16 protein-coding genes are annotated in these 12733 nt (G+C 47.0%); 8 read left to right on the top strand and 8 right to left on the bottom strand.

All coding sequences use genetic code 11. The annotated features are described in order from the left end of the window. Positions 1-113: 113 nt before the first annotated feature. Positions 114-905, bottom strand: coding sequence for a class I SAM-dependent methyltransferase (locus tag QUB70_RS05715; RefSeq protein ID WP_332978911.1), 792 nt, complete (start codon positions 903-905; stop codon positions 114-116). Positions 906-1007: 102 nt separating this feature from the next. Next, positions 1008-1496: a GNAT family N-acetyltransferase gene (locus QUB70_RS05710; protein ID WP_332978902.1), complete on the bottom strand. Its 489-nt coding sequence runs from the start codon at positions 1494-1496 to the stop codon at positions 1008-1010. Positions 1497-1607: 111 nt separating this feature from the next. On the opposite strand from QUB70_RS05710, the gene QUB70_RS05705 reads away from it, so the two are divergent. The 5 genes from QUB70_RS05705 (at position 1608) to QUB70_RS05685 (ending at position 5922) form a co-directional block, all read left to right on the top strand. Continuing rightward, positions 1608-2513: a LysR family transcriptional regulator gene (locus QUB70_RS05705; protein ID WP_332978901.1), complete on the top strand. Its 906-nt coding sequence runs from the start codon at positions 1608-1610 to the stop codon at positions 2511-2513. 194 nt (positions 2514-2707) lie between these two features. Next, positions 2708-3637, top strand: a complete 930-nt coding sequence (gene crtE, locus QUB70_RS05700; RefSeq protein ID WP_332978899.1) for a geranylgeranyl diphosphate synthase CrtE — start codon at positions 2708-2710, stop codon at positions 3635-3637. A gap of 14 nt (positions 3638-3651) precedes the next feature. After that, on the top strand, positions 3652-4110 hold the full coding sequence (locus QUB70_RS05695) for a divergent PAP2 family protein (protein WP_332978897.1): 459 nt from the start codon (positions 3652-3654) through the stop codon (positions 4108-4110). 133 nt (positions 4111-4243) lie between these two features. Then, a complete protein-coding gene (locus tag QUB70_RS05690) occupies positions 4244-5440 on the top strand; it encodes an AAA family ATPase (protein ID WP_332978896.1) in 1197 nt (398 codons plus the stop codon). Continuing rightward, complete coding sequence (locus QUB70_RS05685) at positions 5437-5922, top strand: hypothetical protein (RefSeq protein ID WP_332978894.1); 486 nt, start codon at positions 5437-5439, stop codon at positions 5920-5922. The genes QUB70_RS05690 and QUB70_RS05685 overlap by 4 nt, the downstream gene beginning before the upstream one ends. 84 nt (positions 5923-6006) lie before the next feature. On the opposite strand, the gene QUB70_RS05680 is transcribed toward QUB70_RS05685, so the two are convergent. From QUB70_RS05680 to QUB70_RS05665, 4 genes are all read right to left on the bottom strand, one after another. After that, a complete protein-coding gene (locus tag QUB70_RS05680) occupies positions 6007-6510 on the bottom strand; it encodes a YbjN domain-containing protein (protein WP_332978892.1) in 504 nt (167 codons plus the stop codon). A 269-nt stretch (positions 6511-6779) separates the two neighbouring features. Beyond that, a complete protein-coding gene (locus QUB70_RS05675; protein ID WP_332978891.1) occupies positions 6780-7682 on the bottom strand; it encodes a ferritin-like domain-containing protein in 903 nt (300 codons plus the stop codon). A gap of 162 nt (positions 7683-7844) precedes the next feature. Beyond that, positions 7845-8069: a hypothetical protein gene (locus QUB70_RS05670; RefSeq protein WP_332978889.1), complete on the bottom strand. Its 225-nt coding sequence runs from the start codon at positions 8067-8069 to the stop codon at positions 7845-7847. A 2-nt stretch (positions 8070-8071) separates the two neighbouring features. Continuing rightward, entirely contained in the window at positions 8072-8398 is a 327-nt protein-coding gene (locus tag QUB70_RS05665) for a hypothetical protein (RefSeq protein ID WP_332978888.1), read from the bottom strand. Between the two features lie 75 nt (positions 8399-8473). On the opposite strand from QUB70_RS05665, the gene QUB70_RS05660 reads away from it, so the two are divergent. Beyond that, positions 8474-8914 carry a hypothetical protein gene (locus tag QUB70_RS05660; protein ID WP_332978887.1) on the top strand — a complete coding sequence of 147 codons (441 nt, stop codon included), beginning with the start codon at positions 8474-8476 and terminating at the stop codon, positions 8912-8914. Between the two features lie 109 nt (positions 8915-9023). Here QUB70_RS05660 and glnA read toward each other — a convergent pair whose 3' ends face one another. Next, a complete protein-coding gene (gene glnA, locus QUB70_RS05655; RefSeq protein WP_332978886.1) occupies positions 9024-10445 on the bottom strand; it encodes a type I glutamate--ammonia ligase in 1422 nt (473 codons plus the stop codon). Between the two features lie 336 nt (positions 10446-10781). On the opposite strand from glnA, the gene apcB reads away from it, so the two are divergent. Next, positions 10782-11291, top strand: coding sequence for an allophycocyanin subunit beta (gene apcB / locus QUB70_RS05650; RefSeq protein ID WP_332978884.1), 510 nt, complete (start codon positions 10782-10784; stop codon positions 11289-11291). A 113-nt stretch (positions 11292-11404) separates the two neighbouring features. On the opposite strand, the gene QUB70_RS05645 is transcribed toward apcB, so the two are convergent. Next, complete coding sequence (locus QUB70_RS05645; RefSeq protein ID WP_332978882.1) at positions 11405-11644, bottom strand: hypothetical protein; 240 nt, start codon at positions 11642-11644, stop codon at positions 11405-11407. A 224-nt stretch (positions 11645-11868) separates the two neighbouring features. Between QUB70_RS05645 and QUB70_RS05640 the strand changes: the two genes are divergently transcribed. After that, positions 11869-12732, top strand: a complete 864-nt coding sequence (locus QUB70_RS05640) for a TlyA family RNA methyltransferase (RefSeq protein ID WP_332978880.1) — start codon at positions 11869-11871, stop codon at positions 12730-12732. The last annotated feature ends 1 nt before the right edge of the window (position 12733 follow it).

The following is a 12733-nucleotide window of genomic DNA, read 5'->3' as shown; positions in this document are numbered from 1 at the left end:
GCCCATTCCACAAGAAAAAAAATTTTGTGGGATGGGCATCTTGCCCGTCCTAGTTATTTTTGCAAGAGGTCTATTGTCTATCGGGTTTGAATATTTAAGGGTGGCGACGCACCCTACTGCTTGATAGCAACAACGCGAATTCTGCGGTAATCTGCAATCCAATTACCATCACGATAATGTGTCGATCGCAAACGCCGTTCAACCGAGTTAATTACCTGCGATTCCCTACGGGATAGCTTCGCTTCACGCACTTCCTCAGACAACCCCGACAACAACCCGCCAGCAAACATCTCAATCCAATTTACCATACCAGCGCTGCCACCTTCTAGGGGAGTCGGTCGATCGAACAAAACCGCATAACTAACCTCAAAACCCTGCTTTTCCAAACGCCCAGCATACTCGCCAATACTCGGGAAATACCAAGGATTAAGCGCTTCAGGCTCTTCGCAGCCAATTTCTGACAAAACACTCAAAAGTGCCTGGACGATCGCCCCCACGTTCCCCTTACCGCCAAACTCAGCGACAAAACGCCCTCCCGACTTCAGCGCTTTTCCCACACAATTAATCACAGCATCCGGTTGTTTAACCCAGTGCAAAACCGCATTAGAAAACACAGCATCTAACGGCTCTTCTACTTGAAAACTCCTCGCATCTGCCACAGAGAAGTTAATGTGAGGATAGTTAACTTTGGCCGTAGAAATCATCGACAAAGATGAATCAATACCTTGCACAAAAGCACCACTTTGAGCAATTTTTTCAGTTAACTGCCCCGTACCGCATCCCAAATCCAAAATTTGTTCGCCAGCCTTCGGATCTAGTAACTCCAAAAGTGATTCGCCGTACTGCCAAACAAAAGCATGATTTTGCTCGTAAAGAGCTGAATTCCAAGAATTTTGTGCCATGATAACTACCCTAAATTTGTCTTCTCTTTCTCTGTCTTCTCTTTCTCTGTGTTCTCTGTGTTCTCTGCGGTTAATAAAAAAACCTTCTTCACAAAACCAATCAAATTATTTGTTAGCGAGTTGAGCGATCGCACGTCCCTCGATTCGGCAAACCCTAATATTTTCCAAAATCCGCGCTCCCTGCTTTTGATAAAAAGCAATACCCGGCGCATTTACAGTATTAACTGTCCATTCAATCCGCCCGCAATTTGTGGACTCAGCAATTTGTGCCAAATACTTTAACAGCGCTGTCCCGACTCCCATACCGCGCATAGGAGCTTGCACAAATAAATCATCAAGCCAAAGGCACGGCTGCGCCAAAAGACTTGAGTAGGAAGCATAAAACATGGCAAATCCTACCGCTGTGCCGGCAACTTCCGCCAACAATACTCGCACTAGCGGAGACTTGACAAATAGTGTTTGCTGCAATTTTTCGGCTGTGGCTTCTAAAAGATTTTTACATCCATCGAACTCGCTTTTTTGCGAAATAAAAGCCATGATTAATTCCAAATCTGCCAGCTCTGCTTCTCTAATTTTGATATCCAAGTTAGCCATTGTTTAATTTTCAAATTCGCCTATTAATCACTGTATGAAACATCATCATAAATGTCCAATATATGTTTGACTAACAACTGATACTTTTAAAATATCAATGATTGGAGAGTTATGGAACTGCGACATTTGCGTTATTTCATTGCGGTTGCAGAAGAATTGAATTTCACTCGCGCAGCGGAAAAACTGCACATTGCTCAACCTCCGCTGAGCCAACAAATCCAGCATTTGGAGGCTGAGTTGGGCTTTCAACTGTTTCGCCGCACCAAGCGGACGGTTGCACTCACAGAAGCGGGACAGGTTTTTTTTGAGGAATCGCAAAAAATTATGCAGCAAGTCGATCGAGCAATTCAACTCGGCCGACAGACAAGTCGGGGCGAACTCGGCCAACTGACGATCGGCTTTGTGAGCTCTGCTTCTCATAACGTGGTTCCAGCCATTTTGCAGGCTTTTCGCACTCTTCATCCTGCGGTAAAGCTCGAATTGCGAGAAATGACTACAAATGAGCAGTTACAGCGACTGCGAGAAGGGCAAATTGACATCGGCTTTATTCGCCCTCCGGTGGAAGAGGAGATAAATTCTGAAATTGTTTTTCGGGAAGTGCTGATCGTGGCTTTGCCGCAGACGCATCCAATGGCCGATCGCGCGAATGTTCAATTGCGCCAACTTTCCACGGAACCGTTTATCCTGTTTCCGCGTTCCCTCGCTCCGGGATTGTACGATCGGATCGTCAGTTTTTGTCAACAAGCAGGTTTTAGCCCGATCGCCGCTCAAGAAGCAATTCAAATGCAAACCATTGTCAGTCTAGTCGCCGCCGAGATGGGAGTGGCGATCGTCCCGGAGTCGATGCAGAATTTCCAGCGCCTCGGCGTTGTTTACAAACCTATACAAGAAATCAGCCCGATCGTCTCGATCGCTCTAATTTGGGGCCTGAATCCAACGCCCGCAGTGCTGCGGTTTTTGCAGACAGCCAGAGACTTGTCAAATCTCAAATCTCAAATCTCAAATCTCAAATCTTAAAGCGATTGACGCCCTAGAGAAAATTTGAGCAACTTCTTAAAACTCAAAACTTCACATAAATTTCTGTGCAACAACACCCGTAGAATGATTAAATTGAGTCTCTGATTTCGAGCGATCGCCACGGTAAAAGTCGGCGCGATCGACCAACACAACTCAGAGTATCCCAATTCACATTAAGTACAAGAGAGCAAGGGATGTTATTTGCAGCAACAGAAATGGATTCGTCCCAACCGGAATCCGCTTTCGACTTATCTAGTTACCTAGTCGAGCAAAAAAAGGCGATCGAGATAGCTCTCGACAGTGCACTCCCGGTCATCTACCCAGAGAAAATTTACGAAGCAATGCGCTACTCGCTGCTAGCCGGGGGCAAGCGCCTGCGTCCGATCCTGTGTCTCGCTAGCTGCGAACTGGCCGGCGGCACTAGATATATGGCAATGCCCACAGCTTGCGCTTTGGAAATGATCCACACGATGTCGCTGATTCACGACGATTTGCCGGCAATGGACAATGACGACTACCGGCGCGGCAAACTGACGAACCACAAAGTCTACGGCGAGGATATCGCCATTTTGGCTGGCGATGGTTTGCTGACCTATGCTTTTGAATTTATCGCCACTAAAACTGAGAATGTACCCCCCCAGCAGGTGTTGCAGACGATCGCCCATTTGGCGCGGGCATTCGGGGCTGCTGGATTGGTAGGAGGCCAGGTGGTTGACTTGGAATCGGAAGGAAAGACAGATGTTTCTCTGGAAACTTTGAATTACATTCACGCTCACAAAACAGGCGCGCTGTTAGAGGCTTGCGTAGTTAGTGGGGCAATTCTGGCTGGGGCGTCTGCTGCGGATTTGCAGCGGCTGTCTCGTTTCGCTCAAAATATTGGGTTGGCTTTCCAGATCGTTGACGACATTCTGGATATTACTGCTACCCAAGAAGAACTGGGCAAAACTGCTGGCAAAGATGTTCAAGCAGGGAAAGTCACTTATCCGAGTTTGTGGGGAATTGAGGAGTCTCGGCGCCAAGCTAAACAGCTTGTTGCTGATGCTAAGGCTCAATTGGCAGTGTTTGGGAGCAAAGCTCTACCGCTGCTGGCGATCGCCGATTTTATTACCAGCCGCAGTAACTAGATATATCAAACACTATGCAGGAAATTTGCAGCGGCATTTTAAACAATCATGTACTCGTGGTTGCTTTGATCGCTTGTCTGGCGGCTCAGATCGTGAAGCTGCCGATCGAGTTGGTCAAAAATCGCAAGTTTAATCTTCGGTATTTGGTAACAACGGGGGGAATGCCCAGCGCTCACTCGTCTTTTGTGGGCGCTTTGGCTGCTGGAGTCGGACAAACGATGGGATGGGAAAGTCCGGATTTTGCGATCGCTGCGATCTTTGCAATTATTGTGATGTACGACGCAGCAGGCGTCCGCCAAGCTGCCGGCAAGCAAGCTCGCATCCTCAACCAAATTATTGACGAGTTTTTTGAGGAAGATCACAACCTTAATGAGGCTCGCCTCAAAGAGTTGCTGGGACACACTCCTTTTCAAGTGCTTGTCGGTTTGGGGCTGGGAATCACTATTGCTTGGATCGCAGGGCCTGCATATTAAGTTTTAAGTACGGAGTAAATTTGGGGCAGTGGTGTTTTTTGACGAGTTGGAGGTAAAAGTTGGCGGCGGGGATTAATTGTTCGGCAACTCATCCGTCTCTAGCTCAGAAAAGCACCCAACTTTTTGGAAATTTATGTATGGCAATGCCTATTACCTAATTAAGCAGTTCAAAAAGTTAAAAAATTTTTTTTCACTTCCCACTCCTCGGAATTGTTTTGCTATGCTCCAAAGACTATATGTACATAACTTCAGATGCCTAGAAAATTTTGAACTGACCGTAAAAGGGCTGCCCTCTGCTCTCTTAATTGGAAAAAATGGTGTAGGTAAAACAACTACTTCTGTTGTCTTACAGGTATTTCAGTCCATCAGTCGAGGCATAAATAGAGTTCGCGATCTTGTCAATGTAAAAGATTTTGCTCGTGGCAGGTCGGATGTCCCAATCCGGTTTGAAATAGAAGTCTTACTTAACGAGAAATTATACAAATATGTCCTTGCCTTCGAGTTGCCAGAAAAATTTAAAGAGCTTCGAGTTTTTGAAGAGCAATTGCTAGTTGGAGGAGATCCAATCTACTCTCGAAAAGAAGCCCAAGTCACTCTTCATACGAGCTCACAAAATCGTGAGGCTCAGTTTCTTGTGGATTGGCATCTTGTTGCCCTACCAGTAATTCAGGAGCAATCTGAGACTGATCCGCTGCATATTTTCAAGACTTGGCTAGCACGCACGATCATTTTAGCCCCGATTCCCAGCTTGATGACTGGAGACTCCAATGGTGAAACTTTGGAGCCAAAGCGAGATGGTTCAAACTTCGGGGAGTGGGTTTCTGGGTTGCTCAGCCGCTATCCTGCCGCCTACACACAGATTGATAAATATCTCCGAGAAGTCATGCCTGACATTCAGGATTTTCTGAATGAACAGATTGGTAAAGACTCTAAAAGTATGATTGTTCGGTTTGAAGCCAACAATGCGAATCTGAGTGTTGACTTTAATGACTTATCTGATGGTGAGAAATGCTTTTTTCTTTGTGCAGTCATCTTAGCTGCCAACAAATCTTATGGCCCTCTTTTTTGCTTCTGGGACGAGCCTGACAACTATATCTCATTATCAGAGGTTGGAGATTTTGTCACATCATTACGACGCTCATTTCAGGGTAACAGTCAAATTTTAGTGGCATCTCATAATCCTGAAGCGATCCGAAAATTTTCAAATGAAAATACCTTTGTACTCGATCGAAAAAGCCACTTGGAGCCAACTTTAGTCAGATTACTCAGTGATATACCTGTACCAGGCGACCTTATAACGACTTTAATCCTGGGCGATATAGAACTATGAAAGTAAATAGGGAGCAACCACACCTTCTTGTTTTACCCGAAGATGATGCCAATCGCCAAATTTTCAATGGATTTATTAATCACCTTAGCGTTAATAAGAGTGCAATTAAAGACCTACCGATTGCTAATGGTTGGACAAAAGCTGTAGAGCAATTGCGGAAGAATCATGCGCCTGGAATGCGACAATATCTACAAAGAATGATTGTTTTGATAGTTGATTTCGATCGGGATGAAAATCGCTTTAGTTATGTAGAGAGTCAAGTTCCTGACGATTTAAAAGAAAGAGTATTCATTCTTGGAGTGCAATCTAACCCAGAAGATTTAAAGAGAGCCACCAAAAAGAGTTTTGAAGATATCGGAAAAGCTCTGGCACAAGATTGCTCTGATAATACGAATGAATTATGGGGGCATGAACTCCTCACACACAACAAAACTGAGTTAGAGCGTATGGTTTCATCTGTTAAACGATTTCTGTTTAATTAGATACACCCAAAAGTCTCCCATCCTGCTTGAATTTTAGGTGCGCGACTGCGAACGATCGCGCTCAAAAGTCGCGCACCCTAATGACTACTGACCGAATTCTGCTTGCAGAATATCGTCATTATCATCGGCGATCGTGGCGACAATAGTAATAACCCGAGAAATTTCCCCGGCCGAGATTTCCGCGATCGTCCGACTCGATATTACCGCCACTTGATTGTCAACAATCGCAAAATGAGATTCTAAAGTAGACAGCCAATTCATTTCTAGGATTTTTCGCATTAATTGAGCTTCATTCTTCGCCGGCAATTGCAGTACAAAAGCCCAAACACTCAAAGTATCATCTTCGGTTTCGCCCGTGAGTTGCACGAACACTTCAACACTGCCGTACTTAAACTTCCAAAGATGTCCGCCAGTTTCATTTTGACCGACCATCACTTTTTGGTCTACAGCCATGCTGGCGATCACAGTTTCAATTTCTTCTGCATAGGTGACGGCTGTGGCTTTTTCGACCTGGGCATCGGCGATCGCGCTTTCACTCGATAGGCTTTCTGCGGAAGCTGTTTGTATGTTCGGCTCGCTGGTACTCATAATTATATTTAGATGGAAAACTATTCCAATAATCAGTTTACTTGCTAAGTTCTTCAGATTGTAAATTTTAAATCTTAAAGCTCCGTCCAGAGTAACTTGTTCCTAGGCTCTGCCTGGGAACCGATGTTCAGAGGCTCCGCCTCGCTTAACTACAAAAATTTGAGGCAGAGCCTCGGGATCTGCGTTACCAGGCAGAGCCTGGTAACGAGTACATCTCTTAGTCTGCGGAGGCAGACTTCGTTTCTGTAGCCGCGGTTTCAACCGCCGGGTCATCTAGGCTTAGTCGTCGCCGGCTTCTTCTCAATGGTTTTCATGCCGTTGAGGAACATGGGCACCAATTTCTCCACAAATGCCTGCGGGTCGCGGTTCCAGGCCCGCTGAGCTACATCGACTCTGGTCATTTGCAGGTCGGGGGCCAGCAATGTTGCAGGCAGGCGTTCCATCAGGTATTGCGGGCGTTCCCACATGGGCATGGTGTTTGCAATGTCCACCAGGCGGGTGACGCGACGGAGTTCTGCCCCCAGCATGATATCCATTCCCGATTCAAATGCAGCTTGTTCGATCGCCACATACTTGCGCTTTGCCTGTTCCACCTTCTGGCGGTGTTCCGGGCTTTTGTCGGCGATTTGGGCCAGCCAGCGGTTGCCCCAGCGGACGTGACCAGCTTCTTCGGGAAAAATCTTTTCGATGGTTTCGCGGATTTTGACGTTTTCGTCAGTTTGCGGAGCCTGTTTCAGGGCGTGGATGTGCGCTGAGAAGTATTCGCAGCCACGCTTTTCGGTGACGTTAATCGCCGCTAGGGAAGAAATTACAAAATCTTCGCGGTCTTTGGTGGGGTCTGTTAGGTCGTTGTCGAGCAACCTTTCAAATTCGTCAATGTAGGAGACTCCCGGCGGCTTGCCCACATTCTGACCCAAGTCTACCAACAAGTCAGTCAACCACATGGCGTGCCGCGCTTCGTCGGAAATGTGCCGGGAAAGGTCGCGCACGAGTTCTGCCGGGTTCCCGTCTAGCTGTTCGATCAAGTCGGTGAGGTCTTTGCAACTGCGCTGTTCGCTAAACCGATAGCGGTTGAGGGTGATCAGGTGAATTTCGCGATCGCGCACTACTTGAGCTAAAATCTCGCGTGCTCCCATTGCGTTGCGCAGCTTGCGGGGATAAGCAACTGTCATAATTTTATGTTGTTTTGTAAAGATACCTATATAAGTGTAACGCAGGTTTTTGGGTTGCTAATTCACAAAGCAAAGTAGAAGTTTGTTGTCAATGCCCTATTCCCTGTTTGGCCTATTCCCTGTTTGCCCTATTCCCTGTTTGGCCTATTCCCAAAGTTGATATTAAGTATCAGTTGAGTCTGAAACCAGATCCGAAGCCGACTCTTCTTGAAATTTTCGTGCCTCCTCGACTTCCAGCCTAGCCAGCGTACTCGCCGCATCCGCCAACTGCAAAGCCAGATTCATTCGACCAACCGGGTTTTTCTCCTTCCAAAGGTCTTTTGCCAAGAAATGCACTCGATAGCGGAACATTTTAATTGACTGTGATGGAATAACTTTAGCTGTCATTGTCATAACCTCTCTTCAACAGTAGCTAGAATGCGAAGCAGTACCCGTTCCGGTTCTAGATAAACAAATGTTAGTATGATTACTTGATCTTCATTGCCGATCGTGACATCCCAGGTGGCAGATCGCGGTTCAACCCGTTCGTGCCTGACTATTACAGTATATTGTCCTGCTGCCAAGTCATCAAATCCCGCATCTGCCTCCATCAAGGCAACCGTCTCCTCGGCCAGTACCCGTCCGTCCCGACTCAGTAAAGTAATGAAGGCAATGCCGTCAACTGAAGTCATGGCGACGTTATTTTGATTGCGGATCATCACAAAAATATCGGACATCGTTTGGTAATTTCTAATTGCTAATTGCTACTTTATACTGAGAGCAGCATCTTACAACAAAGGAGCATAAATACAGTGAATCATTTCAAGCTTTTGCTAATTTTGACGGCTAGTGCAGCGGTTCTCGGTTTGGGAAAAAGTGGGGCGCTAGCTGGTGCCTCGAATATCTCTGATACTGAGCCTTCTTTGCCGATTCACAGCGTGCGGCTTGCTCAAAGGGAAACTCGCAATTTAAGTAACACGAAAGGTACATTAAAAGAAGGCAGTGCCATCTCTATCGATCCTGATGAAGTTACGGGCATACCAAAAGCTGAGGCGCGACAGCGTTTCATTTTGAATAAGATATATCGGGTTCAGGAAGGCACTACCGCTGACGATTTGTTTATTGTTGATGAGAAAGCAAATAAATGGGCTGTAGAGGATGTCTCTGAGGCTACAATGGGCCCTACTACTAACAGCGTTGCCCAGATAGTATCGGGTAACGGGAGAGTATGGGCATTGATCCAGAAGTTCTAAACTAGAAAAAAACGCCGCTTTTAAGGGCGGCGTTCTTATTAATTAAAAATCTTCGGTTAAAAATGGCAATTATACCATTTTTAACTTTTAATTTTTAATTATTAATTTTCTAACAGTCGTAGTAGAGAGCAAACTCGTAGGGGTGAGGACGCAGCCGCATCGGGTTGACTTCGTTGTCGAGTTTGTAGGAAATCCAGGTTTCGATGAAGTCTTCGGTAAAGACGCCGGTTTCTGTTAAGAAAGTGTGGTCTTTTTCCAAAGCTTCTAAAGCGCCTTCCAAGGAACCGGGAGTAGAAGGAATTTTGCTCAATTCTTCAGGCGAAAGGTCGTAGATATCCACGTCCAAAGGTTCGCCCGGATCGATTTGATTTTTGATGCCGTCTATGCCGGCGCACAGCATGGCTGCAAATGCTAAATAGGGGTTGGATGTGGCATCGGGGCAGCGGAATTCTAACCGCTTGGCTTTGGGGTTGGTTCCCGACAGCGGAATCCGCACTGATGCCGATCGATTTCCTTGAGAATAAGCTAAGTTTACAGGCGCTTCAAAGCCCGGAACTAACCGCTTGTAGGAATTAGTCGTCGGGTTGGTGAGTGCCAAAAGTGCGGGTGCGTGCTTGAGAATGCCGCCGATGTAATGCAGTCCCATTTGGCTGAAACCTGCATATTGATCCCCTGCAAATAACGGTTTGCCGTCTTGCCAAATCGACTGGTGAACGTGCATCCCGGAACCGTTGTCGTTAAACAGCGGTTTGGGCATGAAGGTGATGGTTTTGCCGTATTTTTTGCCGACGTTTTTGATGACGTATTTGTATGTCATCAAGTAGTCAGCGGCTTGTACCAATGTTGCAAAGCGGAAACCGAGTTCGCATTGCCCGCCGGTGGCGACTTCGTGGTGGTGCTTTTCGATGGGTACGCCGCATTTTGCCATTGTCAGCAGCATTTCCGTTCTCATGTCTTGTGAGGTATCGGTTGGTGCTACTGGGAAATAACCTTCTTTGTAACGCGGTTTGTAGCCGAGGTTGCCACCTGCTTCTTCTTTGCCGGAATTCCAGCGACCTTCGATCGAATCTACGTAATAGTAGCCGGAATTTTGGGTTTGGTCGAAGCGAACGTCGTCAAAAATGAAGAATTCTGCTTCCGGGCCAAAGAATGCTGTATCGCCGAGACCGGTCGAAAGCAAGTAGTCTATGGCTTTTTGGGCAATGGTGCGGGGACAGCGGCTGTACGGTTCGCCGGTGCGGGGTTCTTTGATGCTGCAAATGAAGCTGATGGTAGGTTCTGCCATGAACGGGTCGATCCAGGCGGTGGTAGGATCGATGACCATGGTCATATCTGATTCGTTGATGGCTTTCCAGCCCCGAATGCTGGAACCGTCGAAGGGTACGCCGTCTGTGAATGCGGTTTCGTCGATTTGGTCGTGGTACAGGGAAAGGTGTTGCCAGATCCCCGGCATATCGATGAATTTGAGGTCAACGATCAGGATCTTATTTTCTTTTATGTAGTTTAAGGCTTCTTGGGGTGTCTGGAACATGACTTACTCCTGATATTGGTTGTTTCTTGGCGATCGCAGATTTCAGACTATTTGGGCGATGATAAGCATTCATTACCTCGCATTTTGTATCTTTTGCTACAAAAGTTTGAAACTTGCTGCCCTGTGTGGCCCAACAGTTCCCAACTCTTGCCCTGTCGATACTTTCGGCAAAAGATGCAAGGCATTTGCCAGAATTGGGGTTTTTCTGCCGGGGATTAACCGGTAGTCAGAAAATCCTATCTCAAATCTTAATCAAACGCCGATTTGTAGTAGTCTACAATAGGCGGTCTGTCTCAGATAGCAAAGTATTGATAAAGATTTTTGGGAGAGAAACTTATGCGCGATGCAGTGACGAGCCTGATTGAAAATTATGATGTTGCTGGTAGGTATTTAGACCGAGATGGTATCGATCGGTTGAAATCTTATTTTGCAACGGGTACGGCACGGGTACAGGCGGCGGCGGCGATTAACAGCAATGCTGCGTCAATTGTCAAGCAAGCTGGTATTCAGCTATTTGCCGAACAGCCTGAATTGATCCGTCCGGGCGGAAATGCCTACACGACTCGCCGCTACGCGGCTTGTCTGCGGGATATGGACTACTACTTGCGCTATGCTACTTACGCCCTAGTGGCTGGAAGTACGGATGTGCTCGACGAGCGCGTGCTGCAAGGTTTGCGCGAAACTTACAATTCTCTCAGCGTTCCCATTGGCCCGACGGTGATGGGGATCGGCATTATGAAGGAGATGGTTAAAGCTCAAGTGCAAGCTGCTGGCTTGTCTGTGGGGCCTTTTTTGGAGCAGCCTTTTGATTACTTGATTCGCGAATTGAGCGAACAAGATATTTAAGTCAATTTGCTAGTTCTTTTAGCAGCAAATTGCACTTCTCGCTTGCAGTTAGCAGCAGTTGAATCGATCGCTCTTTTTGGCATCACAGCCTCCAAGCGATCTTTTTTTATGGGTTAAAAATCGCCAACACATCCCCATACTAGGCATTTGTCCAGGGGACTTTTGGTTTGGCGGCGATCGACTTGTTCGGCGGTTGCTGCTTCTACTTCCCCGTTGGGGTAAAGAATGTGGATGATTTCACCGCTGACGAAGGCGAGGGGATTTTCTTGACAACGGCCCGGATTTCTGATAGGAAAGTTAATTGTTTTCATTGTCGATCGCCCTGATGGTATTTGTAGCGCTTTTAGCTGCATCTAAATCATCCGCTACTCGCCAAAGTTTTTGTGTGATTCTACTGATGTTTATCTGTGATAAAACTACACAATCAGAGCGATCTCAGTCACATAATCTGAGGTGGGGGCGATCGGCCCGCGACGGTCGAAAAACCAAAATAATCGCCAAAAATTCGCAGTCGGGTTTGTGCGTAAGTGCTAATCTTGTACTGTCCTAAACCCTATCCGTACAGATATTAAAAACCTTGGCTAAACAGCGACTAGACACTTTATTGGTCAGCCTAGATTTGTGCAGTTCCAGACAGCAAGCTCAGGCCTTGATTCGGACTGGGAAAGTCTCTATCAACCAGCAGGTAGTTGACAAACCGGGCACTGAGGTAGATATTGCAGCAAAAATTCAGATTAAAGAGCGATCGCGCTATGTTTCTAGAGGCGGCGACAAATTAGCCAAAGCTTTAGAAGTTTTTGCGATTCCCGTTGCAGGCAGAATTTGTCTCGACGGCGGCATCTCCACAGGCGGTTTTACCGACTGTCTGCTGCAAGCCGGCGCAGCCCTAGTGTACGGCATAGATGTTGGCTACGGTCAAGCAGATTGGGGCTTGAGGAACGATCCGAGGGTAATTTTGAAAGAACGCACCAATTTGCGGTACATGACTGCTGCTGAGCTTTACGGCGACTCTGGGCGAGCAGATTTGGCGGTAGTAGATGTGTCGTTTATTTCCCTGGATAAGATTTTACCCGCGCTGTGGGAATTGTTGGCACCACCCAAGGAAGCGGTGTTGCTGGTAAAGCCGCAGTTTGAGGTAGGGCGCGAGAGAGTCGGGAAAAAAGGCGTAGTGCGAGACTCAGCCACTCAAGCTGATGCGATTTTTCAAGTGTGGAAGGCAGCCACAGCTTTAGGATGGCAGGAAAGGGGCTTAACGTGGTCGCCTTTACTTGGCCCGGCCGGTAATATCGAGTATCTTTTATGGTTGGGGATCGATCGCGAACAAGAACCAGAGCCGAGGGCGATCCTCTTCGAGGGCTGCGCTAACGAAGAGGGTGTTGTGAAGGAACGGATCGCACAAGTCACCAAAGCGGCCGCGCGCGAACTTGTCGATCGATTGTAGA

Origin of the sequence: Microcoleus sp. A003_D6 (genome assembly GCF_036702825.1) — a bacterium.
Taxonomy (GTDB): Bacteria; Cyanobacteriota; Cyanobacteriia; order Cyanobacteriales; family Microcoleaceae; genus Microcoleus.
The sequence above is the reverse complement of the archived record's forward strand: the minus strand, read 5'-3'. Positions and strand labels throughout refer to the sequence as shown.

Coding starts and splice junctions, on each gene's coding strand:
- QUB70_RS05645 (WP_332978882.1), bottom strand. CDS start 11,644: ATGCAGCTAAAAGCGCTACAAATACCATCAGGGCGATCGACAATGAAA.
- QUB70_RS05690 (WP_332978896.1), top strand. CDS start 4,244: ATGTATGGCAATGCCTATTACCTAATTAAGCAGTTCAAAAAGTTAAAA.
- QUB70_RS05705 (WP_332978901.1), top strand. CDS start 1,608: ATGGAACTGCGACATTTGCGTTATTTCATTGCGGTTGCAGAAGAATTG.
- glnA (WP_332978886.1), bottom strand. CDS start 10,445: ATGTTCCAGACACCCCAAGAAGCCTTAAACTACATAAAAGAAAATAAG.
- QUB70_RS05665 (WP_332978888.1), bottom strand. CDS start 8,398: ATGTCCGATATTTTTGTGATGATCCGCAATCAAAATAACGTCGCCATG.
- crtE (WP_332978899.1), top strand. CDS start 2,708: ATGTTATTTGCAGCAACAGAAATGGATTCGTCCCAACCGGAATCCGCT.
- QUB70_RS05675 (WP_332978891.1), bottom strand. CDS start 7,682: ATGACAGTTGCTTATCCCCGCAAGCTGCGCAACGCAATGGGAGCACGC.
- QUB70_RS05670 (WP_332978889.1), bottom strand. CDS start 8,069: ATGACAGCTAAAGTTATTCCATCACAGTCAATTAAAATGTTCCGCTAT.
- QUB70_RS05680 (WP_332978892.1), bottom strand. CDS start 6,510: ATGAGTACCAGCGAGCCGAACATACAAACAGCTTCCGCAGAAAGCCTA.
- QUB70_RS05685 (WP_332978894.1), top strand. CDS start 5,437: ATGAAAGTAAATAGGGAGCAACCACACCTTCTTGTTTTACCCGAAGAT.
- apcB (WP_332978884.1), top strand. CDS start 10,782: ATGCGCGATGCAGTGACGAGCCTGATTGAAAATTATGATGTTGCTGGT.
- QUB70_RS05695 (WP_332978897.1), top strand. CDS start 3,652: ATGCAGGAAATTTGCAGCGGCATTTTAAACAATCATGTACTCGTGGTT.
- QUB70_RS05710 (WP_332978902.1), bottom strand. CDS start 1,496: ATGGCTAACTTGGATATCAAAATTAGAGAAGCAGAGCTGGCAGATTTG.